Source organism: Paenibacillus sp. HGH0039 (assembly GCF_000411255.1).
Classification (GTDB): Bacteria; Bacillota; Bacilli; order Paenibacillales; family NBRC-103111; genus Paenibacillus_F.
In genome coordinates this window covers 982,895-999,844 of sequence record NZ_KE150413.1, presented here as the reverse complement: position 1 = coordinate 999,844, position 16,950 = coordinate 982,895, and the positions used below count along the sequence as shown (strand labels likewise).

Below are 16,950 nucleotides of genomic sequence, written 5' to 3'. Positions count from 1 at the left end.
ATACAGAAAAAAATTAAGAATTCAGCATACGCCTGCTGTGCAGCATCAGGTTGGTCAAGCCTCCGAGGAGTGTGCCGAGCACAACGCTCACAAGATTGATCCCTGTCGTAATGAACCCAAGTATTCCGGCTCCTAAGTCACCTTCCGCGACCGGAAAAAACAGGCCACCGATGAAAATAAACAACAAAGAGCCGAGCGGGCTCAGCACAAGGAGAAAAGCCAACGCGGCCCAATATTTCGTCCTAAAACACGCGTAAACCGGGAGCGCGTACAAAATGCTCAGGGCGGCTAGGGCGAGACCTGAATTTTCCACTATCGCAGGGTATTTATAAGCGCTTAGAAAAAGCAGCTCTCCACCCGCTCCGTGAAGAAAGCTCAAAAGCAGAGTCAACCCGAGCGTGCCGAAAAACGTGCTATTCCACTTTTTTATCATGGTCTCTTCCCTCGTTCAAACGTATTCATCGCTCACAACCAACTTACCACGATTCCGGCTATTCCGATAAGCAGGAAAATACCTCCGCCCATCCTCGTCGATAAAATGTAGAGATCCGACGGTTCCGTTCCGTCGTTGGATTTCCAGCTTTCCTTAACGGTCCATACGGCCCCCGGCGCGAGCAGCATCAAGAGACCGACCGCAATCAGCACGATATAGATGAAAATAGCCTTCTCACCCTCTCCCCTTGCTTCCTTCCTATATCTTACATCCTTCCGCCTTTTCCCGCAAAATAAAAAACCGCCCGCTTCCCGAGAAGCGGACGGCCCGGCGATTTACATCTGGTCCCACTGGTTCCAGTTGATTTTGAGAACGCGGTCCATGATGTACGTCGTCGTGTACCGGTATTTGTTCGCGCCGGACTCGAACAGGACGAACAGGTCGCCGCCTACCGGCACGATGCCTTCGGTCATCGGAACAGCGGTCAGCTTGCTGTTCGTGGCCTTGGCGGACTGCCCGTCGAGGAACCAGACGGGCACGCTTGTCCCGCCCACGGTTCCCGTGGCGTGGGCCGGTCCCTGCAGCGGGTTGTTGTAGCGGTACAGCGTGCTGTCGTTGCCGCGTCCGTAGGACTGGCTAAGCACGATGGAATTCTGCATAAACGCGATGCCCTGGATTTTCTCCGTGATGGACAAGAGATAGTCCGGCACGGCCGGGGTGTCGGCGCTGCCGTTCCACTTGTCCGAACGGATCGTATCCGTGACCGGATCGAGCCGATATCCCGCGGTCCAGGCGTAATGCTGCACGCCGTCGCGGTTGACGAGCTTGTGGCTCGGGTCGGTCGGGTAGCTCTTCGCTTCGTAGAACTCGCCTACCCAAAGAACGCCGTCGGCGAACGTATTGAACGCCGCGTCCACCGGCACCGGCACGGAGCCGATGAAGGAGACTTCGCCATTGTTCTGGGCGCCGGTCACATCGCTCAGCCGAAGCTGATGCAGCGCTCCTTCGGAGGCGATCCACACATGATCTCGGCTGACCGCCACGCCTCCGGCATGCCCGGTATACGGGGTGCCGTCGCTGTTATACAGCACGATGGATTTGACGTACTGGTTCGTCGAGGCGTCCGTGACGGTGAGAGTCGCGGGACGGCCGTCTTCCAGGTACGCCACGGTGAGCAGCCAGTTGTTCGCCTGGTAATACGCCATTCCCTGGGGAACGAGATCCTGTTTCAGTCCCGGAACGACCGGGCCGTCGGAGCTGATGTTCCACAGGCTCTGGTATTTGCTGTCCTTCGGATTGACGGCTCTTTCTTCCTGCGTGATCAGTTGATGGGAAGGTGTAACGGTAACGGACGTTTTGGCCGACTCGTTCTCGGACAGATCCACAGCGCTGATCTGGAACGTATACGGTTTGTTTCCGATCAGGGAGTAAGCCGTGAACTCGTGCTGGGAAGCGGGAACCGTATAGAGCAGTGTCCCGTTCTGGTAGATGTTGTACTGGAACACATCTGCTTCCGGGTTCGCCGACCACGCCAGCTTCGCGCTGCCTCCGCCCGCAATAGCGGTAACCCCTGCCGGAGCCTGGGGCGCCTGATTGTCCTGCTTCGGACGAGCCGGCGCTTGTCCGGCAAGGAGTCTGCCGGGCGTTGGCGCCTGCAGTCCGGCGATTTTCTGCATCGCCGTACCGCCCGCTGCCGGATAGCGGTAGGTGATCGTCTTGCCTTCGGCCACATCATCGGCCGTATACGTAGCCTTGACCGCTTCCGCGCCCGCCGGGTCCAGAATCGTAACGGTCTGCGTTCCGCTGTTCGTCAGGCCGCCGACATTTTCAATGATGTGAAGCTTGCTGTCCGGTACGTACTTGCTTGCGTAGGAAAGGGAATAATAGCTGTTGAACGCCTCTTTGCCAAGCGGAGCGATTTCGGCTCTCCGGGTCCAGACCACGCCGGTTTCCCAAGGTCCCAGTTTGTAGGACTGGGCGATTTGAGCGTTCCAGCTGCCCGCTTTGAACCGGTAGCCCTGCAGGTCGACCTGTACGGCGCTGTTGTTGTACACCTCGATGTACTCGAAAGCGTCGTAGCTCGCGAAATTGGTCGTGTCCGGCACCAATTCCGTAATGAGCAGCTTCGGCACCGCCGCAGCCTGAACGGCTTTAGGCGGCGAGACCAGCAGTAGCGGAGCCGCTGCCAGTGCCAGAGTTAAGGCGCCGGCCATCTTTTTCCGTAAACTTTTGCGCATTCTACATCCTCCCGGGTGAATCAATTTTATATGAAAAACGGCCGAATAAAAGCGGATCTTGTTATCAAAGCCATCCACAAGTATTCAACCGTTATTTCCCAAAGGAGCCGCGCGCCGTAACCTTTACGCGGAAACGATACAAAAGCATCTATAAAATCCCTTGACTATCCTAACGCATCCGGCGCCGCACATCTAATGAAGAAATTGTTAAGGCGGCTCTAGCGGTTTTCATCCTGCCAGCGCCACAATTCCTTGCTGGACGTCGAGATTCCGATGACCCCGCTGCCGAGAGCGGCGTTAAAGTCTTCCAGATCGGTCATCAGGCCGCCTGCAATGACCGGCACATCCACTTCGGCCCGGATCCGCTTCATAATCCGCGAGCAGACCATTCCCGGAAGGACTTCGATCGCGTCAGGCTGGGAGCTTTTTGTCATTTTGATGCCGTTATCCAGCGATACCGAGTCAAAAACGAACAACCGCTGTACGGTAATCAGGCCATATTTTTTACCTTCGGCAATAATGTTGTTCTTCGTCGTGACGATCCCGTCGATGCCGATTTTCTCCGCCATATAGGCGACTCCCGCTTTGTCTTTGCCGATTCCTTCAATCAGATCGAAATGGACAAAGGACAGCTTCCCGGCTTCGCGGATTTTTTCCACGATGCCTTCGATCATAAAAATATCCGATTTCAATATAAAGACGATATTGGAGGAGGTCTGCAAAATGCCCGGCAGCTCCTCCGCATTCATCAAGCTTGTAATCACGGGTTTCTTTTTCAGACAATAAGCCACTCGCTGTGCACGTTCTGTCGTCTCTTTCATCCTCATCACCTCATCGTTGATTAAACATTCTCCAGGTCTCCGGTCCAATCAAACGTTCAGCACCTTCAGTCCCTTTATGCAGGTAACCATGCTGCATTTCGCTGGCTGCCTCTAAGCTGTATCTTGCGCCTCGTAGCGGCAGGTTACTGGGAAGAACAGCCCTGTTTCACAATGGCATGAACGGAAGGCACCACATAGGTCGGTTTAAACTCGGCCGACGCGATATCCGCTTCGCTCGTAATGCCCGTGAGGACAAGCGCGGTGCTCATTCCCGCCTCGGCTCCCATCCGGATGTCCGTCTCCAGACGGTCCCCGGTCATCAGGCAGTCTTTGGCTTCCACTTGCAAAATATCGAGTGCGGCCAGCGCCGTCATTACGGAAGGCTTGCCCATAATCCGGGTGACCTTTTTGCCGGTTGTACCTTCGATAGCGCCGATCATTCCTCCGCAGTCGGGAACGTCTCCGCCCGGCATCGGGCACGTTCTGTCGGGATGGGTCGCGATTGCCTCGGCTCCATGCTTGATCGCCTGGTAGGCGAAATCCAGATGGTTGTAATGGAAATCGCGGTCCCAGGAAATGACGACGACACCGGTTTCCTCCGGCGTGTCCGCGAACCGGATGCCGTTTTCCAGAAATTCTTCCTTTAGAATCGGCTCTCCGATGACGTATACCTTTTCGCCCGGATAGTGATTCTGCAAATAACGGATCGTGACGAGCGCGGGATTCAGCATCTGTTCCATGCCGATCTTCACGCCGAATTTGTCGAGCTTTTTAACGTAATTTTCACGGGATTCGATCGTCTTGTTCGTCAAGAACAAAAGTTTCTTTCCTTTGGACTGCAGATGATGGATCGTTTCCACCGCTCCTTCGATCGCATGATCGCCCAAGTAAATCGTTCCGTCCAAATCAAATATGTACCCCGCATAATGATCCATCTCTTCACTCCCTTTCTCTCGGTTTTGCTTTTTCTTACAGAGGGATTCTTTCCAGTTCCCGGCCCAAAGAAATTTTGGAAGAAACCGGCTCCGGTATTTCCTTCAGCAAATCTTCGTAAGGCTCGTCGTCCGTCAGGTGCACGAGTATGCCCCGGCCGATTTTGCTCCAGTCGTAGTAGCCGGCAATGTCCCGCAAAGTGCTGTGCATCGCCAGACTTCTCTCCGCCGTCGTCGATTCATGGACAAGCAGGTCGATCCGGTCCATGTCCCGAATGAGCGGGTTCGGCATCGTATCCGTCGAATAAACGAATACCGTCCCGCCGCATTCCACCTGGATGCCGACGGCCGCAACGCCGTGCCTGCTCGGAAAAACCGACAGAGCCGTTTCGCCTTCTTTCCATAGAAGCGCAGGCTTCTCCCACTGGAACGATTGGACCGAAATCTCGAAAGCGATGGGCCATTTCGTCAATTTCATCAGTTCCAGCCAGTTTTGCAGCCATTCTTTCTCCGACTCGTCACAGTAAATTTCCAGCGGGTCTTCCCGGCCGTCGATCCACATCCCCCACAGCAGGGAGGGCAGACCGTAAATATGGTCGATATGAACATGTGTAAACACCACCCGCTTGACTTCGTGCGTCGAAAGTCCGAGTGTTTTCAGCTTCCCGAGCGGGTTGCCTCCGATGTCTATAAGCGTGCTTCCGGACGTATCGCGCACAAGCAGATACGTATTGTCTCTGTCCCTGCCCGAAGAGGCACACGCCGTTCCCATTAAAATCAATTCCATGTCTGCGCGCCCCCTACTTGATACCGGAGTGCATAAAGCTGTCGACGAATTGTCTCTGGAACACGAAGAACCCGATGAGCAGAGGCAGGATAACCATCAACGTCGCCGCCGTTACCGTCCCCCATTGGGCGCCGGTTTCAAACGACTGGGCGAAAATCGCGATCCCTACGGTAAGCGGACGGGATTCGACGGAGTTCGTAACGACGAGCGGCCACATGAAATTGCTCCAGTGGGTGCTCACGGAAATGAGGCCGAACGCAATGTAAGTCGGTTTGGCGGCGGGCAGGTACACATACCAGAGCGTCTGCCACCATTTGCAGCCGTCCATGCGTGCCGCTTCGTCCAGATCGAGCGGAATCTGCTTGAACGTCTGGCGCAGCTGGAACACCCCGAACGAGGAGGCCCAATACGGCAGCATGATCGCCAGCTTCGTGTCGACAAGGTTCAGCTCTTTCATGATCGTGTAGTTCGGGTAGATCAGAATGTCCGGCGGAATCATGATCTGCGTCAGGAAGATGATGAACAGAATACCCGAGCCGACAAAATTCAACCGGGCAAACGCATAGGCGGCCAGCGTGACCGTAAAGAGCTGAACGGCCAGGATGCCGACGACAATGACGATCGTATTCCAGTAATACTGGAGGAACGGAATCGTTTTCCACGCGTTGATGTAGTTTATAAAGGTCGGATTTTCAATCGCAAACGGATTGGCCCTTGTAATGATTTCTTCCGAAGGCGTGAAGGAAGTGAACACCGTCCATACCAGAGGGATCAGGAAGGCGATGGCAAGCAGAATAACAATCGTCCGGTTGATGACTTGATGCATAAAGGGTGCCTCTCCTTTCTCCTAGTAATGGATTTTTTTATCGAGGTAAGCGTAGTTGAAAATGGATACGGCAAGCAGAATGACGAGCAGGATGACCGTCAGCACGGAAGCTTTGCCCATGTCCCAGAAGCTGAACGCCGTTTCGTAAATGTGATAAAGCAGCAGGTTGCTCCCGTTGTCCGGACCGCCCTTGGTCATAATGTACAGATGGTCCACCAGTTTGAAGGAATTCGTCACCGCGATGATAAAAACGAACGTCGTGGTAGGCATCAGCAGCGGAAACGTAATTTTGCGGAACACCTGAAAAGGGCTCGCGCCTTCCATCTTGGCGGCTTCGTACACTTCCTTAGGCAGACTTTGCAGCCCCGCCAGGTAAAAAATCATGAAATACCCGGCTTCCTTCCAGATGACCATAAACATCATGGCGTACATGACCCACTCAGGACTGCCGAGCCAGTTGGGGCTCTCGATGCCGAATACACCGAGAAATTTGTCCAAAAGCCCGTAATCCGGCGTATAAATGAACAGCCAGACGTTGGCGATGGCAATCATCGGAATGATGGTCGGATAGAAAAAGGCGGCACGGAGCAGCCCGTTGCCCTTCAGCTTGTTATTCACCCAGATGGCCATGTAGATGGCGAGAAAAATACTCGTCGGAACCGTGCCGACCGCCAGAAGAATGTTGTTCTTAATGACTTTGCGGAACACTTCATCCTGCAGGACGGATTTATATTGATCGAGCCCGACAAACGTGCTGCTTTCGAAGTTGGAGCTGTAGAAGCTGAGATAGATCGACTTGAGCGTCGGGTAAAACGTGAACAAGGCCAGGAAAATCAGAGAAGGCAGAAGGAGCGCGTAAGCGAACGCATTCTCTTTCCAGTTGAATTTGCTCTTGATGGTTGCGGTTCGTTGAGCCAATCAAATCACCCGTTTCTTCACATGGAGAGGTTGGTCGAAAACGACAGGAAGCCGCAGGTCGCATTAGGCGATCCCGCAGAGAAAGAAGGATCCCGTAACGCAACTGCGGCTTCTCATCGTCTCTAGCCGAACATGTTTTAAGTTAGTTAAAGTTATTTAAAATTCTTAAGAATGCCGTCGGCCGCTTCTTGCGATTTCTGCAAAGCTTCTTTCGCCGTCATCTTGCCGAGCAGCGCCGCCTGAATATTGTCGTTAAACAGCTTGGTTATCTGGCCGTTCTGGTACGTGGAAAGCTCACTGTTCGCGTACTCCAGCTGATCTCTGGCCACTTTGGCCTGCGGGAACGATTCGATGTACTTTTTCAGCTGATCGGTTTCGTAAGCGGCTTTCGTCGTGCCGACATATCCGGTGTCGATCGACCACTGAGCCACGCGCTCCGGCTTCGTCAGGAATTCGATGAATTTGACGGCCGCTTTTTTGCGCTCCTCCGGGATGTTTTTGAACACGTACAGGTTGCCGCCTCCGGTTGGAGAACCGAACTGTTTGTTGGCCGGCAGGAAAGCGACGCCGAAGTTGAATTTCGCATCGGTTTTGACTTTCGTCAGGTTGCCCGTCGTATGGAACATCATGGCCGTTTTGCCGCTGATAAAATCGGAAGGCACGGTCGCCCACTCGATCGCTCCGTTAGGCATCACGTTATCCTTCTGCCCCAGGTCCATATAGAATTGAAGGGCTTCTTCCACGTGCGGCTTGTTGAAAAATACCTGTTTGCCGTCGTTCGACATAATGTTGTCGCCGGACTGCAATGAGAGCGCTTGCAGCATCCAGTATTGATAGCCGGTGCTCGGGATTTCGATCCCCCACTGCGACACTTTGCCGGATGCGTCCTTTTTCGTCAGCTTAGCCGCTGCCTCCCGGAGCTCCGTCCAGTTTTTCGGCGCTTTTTCCGGGTCCAGCCCCGCTTCTTTGAACATATCCTTGTTGTAGTAAAGCACGATCGTACTGCGCTGGAACGGAACGCTCCAAACGGTGTCGCCGGACTTCGTGTTGCCAAGGAACGCTTCATAGAAGTTGCCGAAATAGTCTTTCGAGAACCGCGGAGTGAGATCCTCAATGGCTTTCATCGAAAGCAGCGTGTACAGATCCGTGGACAGCAGAACCGCCATATCCGGGGAGTTGTTGCCCTGAACCGCCGTAGCGACCTTCGTCATCGTATCCTGGTAACTGCCGCCGTAAACCGGCTTGATCTTGATGTCCTTGTTTTCCTTCTCAAAATCTTGGGCAAGCCCATCGATGATTTTCGTAATCGGTCCGCCTACCGCAACCGGGAAGTAAAATTGAAGCTCGACGGGTTTGCCGCTGTCTCCGACGGAACCTTTATTGTCTGTAGACGCCGTACTTCCGCCTCCTCCTCCGCAAGCTGAAAGAAGCATGGCTAGCGCGATCATAAGGACCATTAGTTTTTTCAAGAACGTTCCCCCCTGAAATTCGTTAAAATGTGTAAGTCTGTGCCGGTTTGAGTGAACTTTCACCTTTTTTGAAAACGCATTCATTTCTTTGCGGTATCCCGGACGCGATCTCTCCTTTCTATAAATAGGCATAAGAAAAAGAAGCCTCCAGCATAAAAACACCTCCGAAAAGGAGTATGCATGAAGGCTTCTCATTATCTCTAGCCGTCGTTGGATCAGGTATGATAGTTGTCTCCATCTTACACGGAAGCGGTTCCATTGGCAAGAGATTTTTGTCAAAAAAAATTCATAATAGGAAGGAGATTTACTTCTCTTCTCTTTTTTAACCAAACCAATCCGATATAAAAAAGCATATAATGGAGATGGAGGTGAACAGACATGTTCAGCAGTGAAGAAAGAGAAGCGCTTTATAAAATTATGTATACCCGGCGGGACGTCCGTACTTTTCGCAGCGATCCTATTTCCGATGAAACCGTTATCAAGCTGTTGGAAGCCGCCCATCATGCCCCTTCCGTAGGGTTTATGCAGCCCTGGAACTTTATCCTGGTGACGTCGGATGAAATCAAGGAACGGCTCGCCTGGGCGGCCGACAAAGAAAGAAGGGCGCTGGCTATTCATTACGAAGGGGAGCGCCAGGATCAATTTCTGAATCTGAAAATCGAAGGTCTGAAGCAGGCGCCGCTGACGGTGTGCATCACCTGCGACCCGACGCGCGGAGGTTCCCACGTTCTGGGACGCAACTCTATCCCGGAAACGGATATGATGTCCGTCGCGTGTGCTATCCAGAACCTGTGGCTCGCAGCCTGCGCGGAAGGTCTGGCAGCCGGCTGGGTCAGCTTCTACAAGAAGAACGATATCCGCGATATTCTGGCGATTCCGCCGCATATCGATCCGCTCGCTCTAATCTCCATCGGCTACACGGACCACTATCCCGCCCAGCCGATTCTCGAAACGGCAAACTGGGAGAAACGCCGGGCGCTGGATGGCCTGATTTACCGCGAAACGTGGGGGCAGCGCGGAAACTGAACAAGGGAGTATTCCGATTGGAATGCTCCCTTGTTTTTTGCGGCGTCGCGGCCCGCGGTTGCAGCGGTGCGAGTTCGTCGGGCAGGCACGGCTGCACATGTGATTCACCTTCACCTGCAAAAGCTTCTTCCCGATCCTCTACGTCCGATTTACCGGGCCGTTCCTGCCGCTTCGTGCCCATGTTCATTCCGGCTCTGCTCCAGGTAGTCTGAGGCAAAGTGAAAGCCTCGCTCGAGCAGTAGAGGAACGACTTTCTCCACCGTGCGGACGGTTTCTTCCCGGTTTCCTCCTCCGTCATGGAGCAGAATAATACTACCGGCCTCTGTCTTTTCCTCAATGAGGCGCACCATGTTGTCAACGCCGGGGAAAGACCAGTCGAACATTTCGAATTCCTCCGACCACATCATAATTTCATACCCCCGGGCCCGGACCAGATCGATGTCCCCTTGATTCAACAGGCCGTACGGAGGGCGGAAAAGAACGGGCGCAAAACCGACGGCATCCCGCATGGCTTCATCCGTCCGGGACAGCTCCTCGTTCAACTCTTTCTCATTAAGAAGGACCATGTAAGGATGGGTGTAGGTATGATTGCCGATCGCATGCCCTTCATCCAGTATCCGCTTGACGATGTGCGGGTGCTCCCGCACCCTTTCCCCCATTAAAAAGAACGTACAGGTGATGCCGTATTTCTTTAAAAGATCCAGGATCTGCGGAGTATAAACCGGATCGGGGCCGTCGTCAAACGTTAAATAAATTTTGTTTTCTCCGTTCGGAACTCTGCGAGGGAGATCCTCATGCGGCTCTCTGTAATGAGAAAGCATATCTTGCGCCGCTTCCTTAATAACCCCGTATCTTTTCAGATCGTTGCTGTCCGAGGCATAAGTAAGGCCCGCTTCGGCTATTACGCCGATCAGATGCGCCCAGTCCACTATTTTGTTTGCTTCCAAAGGTTCTCATCCTTTCATGGGTTCCGATTTGCATGTGCGGGTGCACGTCTGTAATAAAGCCGCCCGTCCGCTCCCGCTTCCGCTGTTTCAATCAAGTTCAGGCTCTGCAAATAATTCAGGCTGGCCAGCATTTCAAACAGCTTAAAACGGAGCTGTTCCGCATTTACCGGCACAAAGAACACGAGACAGCACAATTCAAAGGCGGTCATCGGCTTGTCCATCCGGGCCAGTATGTCGTCGATGCGCTGCCGGTACTGGGCCGCAATGTCGGCCGCTCGGGCGTTGTACTTACGGAAAGGAATCATATGCCCCGGATAAGCCTTCCGGACAGGCAGTTCGGCATGTTCCTTCAGCGAACTGAAATAGGAGCTGAGCGGATTCTCGTCAAATCCGAGCGTGAAATTAAGGTTCGGCAGCATTTTCGGAATCACATGATCCCCGCAAAAAACGAGCTGCTCTTGTTTGTCGTAGAGACAGAGATGTCCTTCCGCGTGACCGGACACCAGCTCGGCTTCGAAGATCGACTTACCGAGCGCAAGTTTATCGCCTGCCCTTATAAACTCCGTATCCGGGTGGGCAGTCATAGACTTCACGTAATGCTTCAGTTCAGGCGCCGTAACTTCAAGCAGATGCCCGGGGGCTCCGTGCCGGGTAAAAAGCTCCAGTACCTCTTCATCGTAGACGGAATCCGCCGACCAAATCCGCGAGGCCTGAAGGAAGCAGGCTTCCGTCATCCGCACCGAAGCCCCCGTCACATCCTGGAGCCTGGCGGCCAGCCCGTAATGATCCACATGATGATGAGTGATAATAATGGAGCGGATATCCCGCGGAGAAATCCCCAGATGTCTCCAGGCCTGCTGCCACAAGCCGAACGTTTCTTCATCGGGCATTCCAGCATCGAGCAGCGTGTATCCGTCTTCCCCACGGATCAGGTAGGCGTTCAGCCACTGCAGGACACTGCCGACAGGCAGTTTCACACTGACAATGTCCTCGGTTTCCTGTTTGAGCAGCTCCATTCGTCACGCTCCTTTCCATGTGTCCCGCATCGGTTTAGCCTCAGGCTTTCACGGTCATAACCTTTTTGCGCGTATAAAATTCAAGTCCGTCTTTACCGTTTACATGCAGATCGCCGTAAAAAGAATTTTTGTACCCGGAGAAAGGGAAAAGCGCCGTCGGAGCCGGTACGCCGATATTCACTCCCAGCATTCCGGCGTCTATTTCCTCGCGGAACTGGCGGACGGCTCCGAGCTGTCCGGTGTATATGCAGGCGCCGTTGGCAAAAGAAGAGCGGTTGGCTATCGCAATCGCCTCTTCTAAGCTGTCCGCCTGCATGATGGACAATACCGGCGCAAAAATCTCATCCTGCCAAATCTTCATCGCCGGCGTCACTTCGCCGAATACGGTCGGGCCGAGGAAATATCCCGCTCCGGATGCGGCCCCGTCTTTTCTGCCGTCCCGCAGCAGAACGGCGCCTTCCTGTTCGCCGGAGCTCAGATAATCCAGGGTCCTGTCTTTGTGGCTTTGGCGGATAAGGGGGCCCAGCTCCGTCTCCTTATCTTCGCCGTTACCGATTTGCAACCGATCCGCCGCGGCAAGCAGTTTCTGTTTTAAGCCGTCGCGATCTCCACCGACCAGAACGACAACGGAACAAGCCATGCAACGTTCGCCTGCAGATCCGAAAGCCGACTCGATAATGCTTTTGACCGCAAGCTCCTCATCCGCATCCGGCATAACAATGGAATGGTTTTTGGCTCCGGCCAGCGCCTGTACTCTTTTTCCGTGCTGTGCCGCCGTTTTGTACACATATTCCGCAACCGGCTGCGAGCCGACGAAGGATACGGCTTTGATCTCGGGATGCTCCAGAATGCCGTTCACCACTTCGCGCGCTCCGTGTACGATATTGAACACGCCATCGGGAAGGCCCGCTTCCGTGAACAACTCGGCAAGCCGGTTCGCAAGCAGAGGCGTGCGTTCGGACGGCTTCAAAATGAACGTATTGCCGCAGGCAATCGCCATAGGAAACATCCAGCACGGGACCATCATGGGGAAGTTAAACGGTGTGATGCCCCCCACAACCCCAATCGGGTAGCGCAGCATAGTCGTCTCCACACCGGTGCCCACGTCCGGGGTAATCTGTCCCATCATGAGGGACGGAATACCCGCCGCAAATTCCACGCATTCGACACCGCGCTGGACTTCCATATACGCATCTTGCTGGGATTTCCCGTTCTCCCTCGTAATCAGAGCGGCAAGCTCGTCCCAGGCCTCAACGAGAAGCTGCTGGTATTTGAAAAGAATCCTCGCCCTTTTCTGGACGGGTGTGTTTTTCCAGGGCAGAAAGGCGGCTTTCGCCGCTTGGACCGCCTGATCCAGATCCTTGCGGGTTGACAGCGGGACCTGAGCGATAACCCCGTCGTTCGCCGGATTATAGACCGTTTCGGTCACGGACGAAGAAGATTCCTGCCAACTGCCGGATATATAGTTTTTTAATAAAATGGTCACAGAAGCACGTCATCTCCTTTCGGCTTGCACACGATTTGAATAACGCGAACTTTGAAGCTTCACATAGCGGATGCAGTAAGCGGAGGGAAGAAGCGGCTCGTCCGGGATGCTGAGGTCCCCGCCGTCCAAGGGTGTATCCAGAGAGACACGGAACGGCCTCTCGCCTACTTTGAACGCGACGGTTCCCACCTTCGCTGCACGGTACTCAAAAGGATTTCCAGCAGGTATTCCGTTTATAGAAATGCGTAAGCGGCCATTTTCCGGATCAATGGACAGCACGCATTCATACTCGGTGCCCTCTTCGTAGGTTTGTAAGAATACGTCACTTTCTTCTTGCAGGACCGAAATACGTCCGTCCGTACTCCAATGGAGTCCGCCAGCCGTTTCGCCCCGGCCATCGGTCAGCTCGATCGTAAAAGGTGCCGGACCGATGGCAAGAGGCCGGATACCGATTGTCACATCCGTTTGAATGCCGGCGGGAAAAGTGAAAGTTTTCTCCACCTTGACGTAGTCATAGGGGTCGCGGCTGCTCAAGATCAGGCCGGAATCTACTCTTAATCGGATCTCCGACCACTTGGGCCGGTAGATACTCCAGCGGTCGAAATCTTCCAGGCCGGAGCTTGAAAGAGCGGGCATTTCGCAAGTCTGCTCGGCTGCGGATACGAGACCGGAGCCGCCGGTGTCCGGCATCGGGGCTGCTGCTTGTGCCGTTTCAATGGAAGAGCCGGGCAGGCCGTACACTCTTCCCTCAAGGATCGAGCCACCCGTATCCGTGTCTGCCGGAGGAGTTGCCGCATCTCCATCTTCATGAAAATCCGGCTCTAAGGGCACCGGAATGCGGGCCACCCAAATATCCTCCTTGTTCATGCTGTAAGCGACCCAGATTGCGTCCTCTTCCGGCGTGCCGTTTCCGGCCGATATTCCGCGGACATAATTCATCCCGTAAAATTTGTAAAAGCCCGTATAGCGGCGCGGGGGAACTTCTCCTCCGATTAACCGGAGGTTGTCGAAGTGAAGCCCGTCCTCGCTTACGGCTGCGGCCAGCGGCCAGCGGTACGCGTTGTTCGGGTTGGGATTGTACAGCAGCGCATATTTGCCGTCCGGCGTTTGCTGGCCCCACAGCTTGCTGCCCGCTGTGACCAGACCGTCAATCTCCCCCGTCTCTGTCCAGCTTTCCCCATCGTCTTCGCTTAGGGCATATTTGCCGTTCTTGCCGATACCGGCTACCTTGTTTCCGGGAAGGGGATAGCAGCTCAGCGCTTTGTAGCCCGTAAGCGGATAAAAACCATCCTCGCTCTGATCCTCTTCCCACCACTGAATCGTCGCCAGCCTATCTTGCAGTAGTAGCCGGCATGCCTCGACAAACCCCTCATCCCGCGATTCCGTATACGAAGGATAGCCTGTGTTACCGGCATTCCATCCCGCATGAGCGTTCAGCCGGATGAAATAAATGGGGCCCATGGACCCGTCCGGGTATATCTCACGTACGACCCGGCCGATTCCGCGGCCGTCATTGGGCATCACGGAAAGAACCGGACTGATGCCGTAGAAGCCCAGAGTCAGCAGTCTTCCGTCGGCTGCCGTGTAAAACCCCATACGCTGATGCATGACGGCAAGGCTGCCGCTCGGCAGGTCAGCCCCGTCCGGCCCGCTATATACCCCCGTCGGTATCACGTAGGAAGGAAACGCAATCACCGGTTCGGTCCATTCCTTGCCGTCCGTCGAACTTGTAATCATCGTCCGGGTGGGTGGATGATTCTCTTCCACAGGACATGTAATATACTGCAAATAAAACCGCTGTCTCCAGAAAGCCAGCATAGGCGCATTATGAAAGGTCCAGCCAGGTCCCCCTTCCAGATCTGGCTTAAGCCTGCAAGCCCGGATCGCCTGGTAATGCCGGACTCCGGGAACAGGCTGGAGCCCTCCATGGTGCTGGGACGCCTCCGCTTGTTCCGTACCGATATATTTCATAGCTTAGTGCCCTCCTTGGCCGCCTTCCTAAGATTCCTTGGAGAGTGCTGCGGCGCCGGTGCTTTCGAGAAGCGCCGACCAGAAATTTCTCTCCCGGTAAAGAAGCGGCACGGCCAGGGTCAGGAGCTGATCTCGGTTAAACCTTCTTTTCAGCGAAAATTTCGCTTTGATAAACACATTTTTCGCTTTGAACCAGCCCAGGGCCAATTCCTCCAGCTCCTGGTCAAGCGTCTGAAAATCAGCTTCCCGGATGAACCCTGCATCCAGTAAATACCGCAGCATAAGCCGATTTCCCGCCTGTCTGCTTTCGATAATATTGACGCCGACCAGTCCGTTGGTCATGCTCTCTTCAAACTTGTCCGGTTCCGGCGTTCCCTCCCACAAATGCTCCGTCTGCAGGTTGTCCAGCTCTCCGATCAGCCTTTCCGCATGACGGCTCAAATCGGAAAGCTTGAATTCGTAAGGCGGAATCCGGTCCTTCAGCCGGATCAGAGAACATGGAGGTTCCTGATATGCCGGATTATTCTCCGTCTGCGAGCTGAGAAAAGCCTCCTGGAGACGTTCGGGAGGAACTTCAAAATCCCGGAAGCCGTTGATATCGTCATCCAGAACCCGGTATACCGAACGCTCCGCATCGTAACCGGTGATCAGGGAGTAATGGTACCAGTGGTACTGTTTCCAGGCGAGCGAGTTCGGAATCCAGTGGAATAAATCCACGTGAACGACCGGGAGCTGACCGCTATCCAGCAGTTCGCCGATTTCTTTCCCGATTGCCTGCGGATTCCGGAAAAAGTAAGGCTCCCACTCTCGGATAAACGTATCAAAAACCTCATTCTGATACTTAAGCGGGTGGTCCATCGTTAAATAAGTGAATGAAGAATCCGTTGCGACCTGATACGTGTAGTGGTTCAGATAAGCAGCCGTCCGGTAGCTGGAATCATTTGAGACGGCAATGGAATAGACCGTGTTCGACACGCAGTTCATCCAGAAGTCGTTAAACGGGCGGAGAGATTGGTTATACGTCAACGCAGCGCGCTCCCTTCTTAATCGAGATGAAAATCAGCCCGGTATCATAGCCAGTCTTTCCAGCCAAAGTTCCAGAACCTGCTTTTCTTTCAGCGCCATCGTATCGAGACTTTGTATGATCTGTTCGATCAGACGCGCGCTTTGGGTGAGCTCGTATTTGAGCAATTTGTTTCTCAAGTTGAACAATTCCTGTTCCATTTGCTTGTATGCTTCCTGTACGATGTCCAGACCGGAATGTACGGCTATCCCATGCTCCTGCATGTATTGAAGCCGGACTCCCATGACTTTCTTGTGCTCCCAGAGGATATGGAGGTACGCGATATTCGTAACGACAGCACCTTCTCTGTCCAGAATGCACCTCAAAGACTCCGCAGCACTTTTGTATACGTCGAGTCCGAACACCAGTTGAGAGCGCTCGGGGAGTGCAAGACCGGTATGCTTATCCGCCGAGTCTACGTACTGGGTCAGAAGCGGGATCACCTTGTCCAGTTGGAACTCCGGATTGAAATCTTCTCTCGCCCTCAACAGGAAAACATCCGTAACGGGAGAGTGAACGATCCCTTTGGCAATGTCGGCGAAAGGGACGGTTGAAGAAGCGAACAGTCTGCTTTTGTTAAAGCCGAGAATCTGAAATGTTTGCTCCTCCAGATCGTATCCATAAATCAGCGCTTCCTGGACAACGTGTTTTTTTCCGTGGAAAGGGTTGTCCGCCACATAATATTTATCTACATAGGCATACACGTATTGGCCCCGGTCAATGGCTTCCACCGCCTGCCGGTGAATGTCCTGCTCTTTTCCCGCCGCCTCCGGCACTATTGTCAGCACTTCACTGAAACAGCCGGGCTCGTCCGCGTTATAGAAACGGATTTCCGCGACTTGCTCTTCCCGGGTCCTGGTCAGCGAATAAGCCTGCAGCTGTATAAAATTATTGAGCATCCAGGGCATATAAGAACCGGCCGGACCGAGTATGCTCAAAGGAAACGCGTAATACATGCGTCCATGGATGGGAGGTATCTCCACAGGCAGCACTTTAGTTCCCGTTTTCACGCGCCTTC

General features: G+C 53.9%; 16 protein-coding genes. 1 reads left to right on the top strand and 15 read right to left on the bottom strand.

Annotated elements, in window-relative coordinates:
- Positions 1 to 13: 13 nt before the first annotated feature.
- From HMPREF1207_RS18810 to HMPREF1207_RS18770, 9 genes are all read right to left on the bottom strand, one after another.
- Positions 14 to 433 carry a hypothetical protein gene (locus tag HMPREF1207_RS18810; RefSeq protein WP_009677153.1) on the bottom strand — a complete coding sequence of 140 codons (420 nt, stop codon included), beginning with the start codon at positions 431 to 433 and terminating at the stop codon, positions 14 to 16.
- A 32-nt stretch (positions 434 to 465) separates the two neighbouring features.
- Positions 466 to 648: a DUF6199 family natural product biosynthesis protein gene (locus tag HMPREF1207_RS18805; RefSeq protein WP_442950136.1), complete on the bottom strand. Its 183-nt coding sequence runs from the start codon at positions 646 to 648 to the stop codon at positions 466 to 468.
- Between the two features lie 120 nt (positions 649 to 768).
- Positions 769 to 2,670: a lamin tail domain-containing protein gene (locus HMPREF1207_RS18800; protein WP_009677160.1), complete on the bottom strand. Its 1,902-nt coding sequence runs from the start codon at positions 2,668 to 2,670 to the stop codon at positions 769 to 771.
- A 218-nt stretch (positions 2,671 to 2,888) separates the two neighbouring features.
- Complete coding sequence (locus tag HMPREF1207_RS18795; protein ID WP_016423882.1) at positions 2,889 to 3,491, bottom strand: glycerol-3-phosphate responsive antiterminator; 603 nt, start codon at positions 3,489 to 3,491, stop codon at positions 2,889 to 2,891.
- Between the two features lie 143 nt (positions 3,492 to 3,634).
- Positions 3,635 to 4,426: an HAD-IIA family hydrolase gene (locus HMPREF1207_RS18790; protein WP_009677139.1), complete on the bottom strand. Its 792-nt coding sequence runs from the start codon at positions 4,424 to 4,426 to the stop codon at positions 3,635 to 3,637.
- A 34-nt stretch (positions 4,427 to 4,460) separates the two neighbouring features.
- Entirely contained in the window at positions 4,461 to 5,210 is a 750-nt protein-coding gene (locus tag HMPREF1207_RS18785; protein ID WP_009677150.1) for an MBL fold metallo-hydrolase, read from the bottom strand.
- Between the two features lie 13 nt (positions 5,211 to 5,223).
- Positions 5,224 to 6,036, bottom strand: a complete 813-nt coding sequence (locus HMPREF1207_RS18780) for a carbohydrate ABC transporter permease (protein ID WP_009677169.1) — start codon at positions 6,034 to 6,036, stop codon at positions 5,224 to 5,226.
- A gap of 21 nt (positions 6,037 to 6,057) precedes the next feature.
- Positions 6,058 to 6,954 (bottom strand): carbohydrate ABC transporter permease, encoded by an 897-nt coding sequence (locus tag HMPREF1207_RS18775; protein WP_009677173.1) that lies wholly within the window; start codon positions 6,952 to 6,954, stop codon positions 6,058 to 6,060.
- 152 nt (positions 6,955 to 7,106) lie between these two features.
- Positions 7,107 to 8,423: an ABC transporter substrate-binding protein gene (locus tag HMPREF1207_RS18770; RefSeq protein ID WP_036740487.1), complete on the bottom strand. Its 1,317-nt coding sequence runs from the start codon at positions 8,421 to 8,423 to the stop codon at positions 7,107 to 7,109.
- A 378-nt stretch (positions 8,424 to 8,801) separates the two neighbouring features.
- Between HMPREF1207_RS18770 and bluB the strand changes: the two genes are divergently transcribed.
- The gene (bluB, locus tag HMPREF1207_RS18765; protein ID WP_009677134.1) at positions 8,802 to 9,449 is read left to right on the top strand and encodes a 5,6-dimethylbenzimidazole synthase; all 648 of its coding nucleotides are present in this window, start codon (positions 8,802 to 8,804) and stop codon (positions 9,447 to 9,449) included.
- Between the two features lie 149 nt (positions 9,450 to 9,598).
- On the opposite strand, the gene HMPREF1207_RS18760 is transcribed toward bluB, so the two are convergent.
- Genes HMPREF1207_RS18760 through HMPREF1207_RS18735 form a run of 6 tightly spaced genes read right to left on the bottom strand, consistent with a single transcriptional unit; the run spans position 9,599 to position 16,942 of the window.
- Positions 9,599 to 10,396 (bottom strand): NUDIX hydrolase N-terminal domain-containing protein, encoded by a 798-nt coding sequence (locus HMPREF1207_RS18760; protein WP_009677123.1) that lies wholly within the window; start codon positions 10,394 to 10,396, stop codon positions 9,599 to 9,601.
- Positions 10,397 to 10,410: 14 nt separating this feature from the next.
- Positions 10,411 to 11,412 carry an MBL fold metallo-hydrolase gene (locus tag HMPREF1207_RS18755; RefSeq protein ID WP_009677129.1) on the bottom strand — a complete coding sequence of 334 codons (1,002 nt, stop codon included), beginning with the start codon at positions 11,410 to 11,412 and terminating at the stop codon, positions 10,411 to 10,413.
- Positions 11,413 to 11,452: 40 nt separating this feature from the next.
- Positions 11,453 to 12,898, bottom strand: a complete 1,446-nt coding sequence (locus tag HMPREF1207_RS18750) for a CoA-acylating methylmalonate-semialdehyde dehydrogenase (protein WP_009677131.1) — start codon at positions 12,896 to 12,898, stop codon at positions 11,453 to 11,455.
- A 9-nt stretch (positions 12,899 to 12,907) separates the two neighbouring features.
- A complete protein-coding gene (locus HMPREF1207_RS18745; protein WP_009677121.1) occupies positions 12,908 to 14,869 on the bottom strand; it encodes a hypothetical protein in 1,962 nt (653 codons plus the stop codon).
- Positions 14,870 to 14,896: 27 nt separating this feature from the next.
- Positions 14,897 to 15,895, bottom strand: coding sequence for a hypothetical protein (locus HMPREF1207_RS18740; RefSeq protein WP_009677163.1), 999 nt, complete (start codon positions 15,893 to 15,895; stop codon positions 14,897 to 14,899).
- A gap of 33 nt (positions 15,896 to 15,928) precedes the next feature.
- Positions 15,929 to 16,942: a hypothetical protein gene (locus HMPREF1207_RS18735; RefSeq protein WP_009677142.1), complete on the bottom strand. Its 1,014-nt coding sequence runs from the start codon at positions 16,940 to 16,942 to the stop codon at positions 15,929 to 15,931.
- Positions 16,943 to 16,950: the final 8 nt, after the last annotated feature.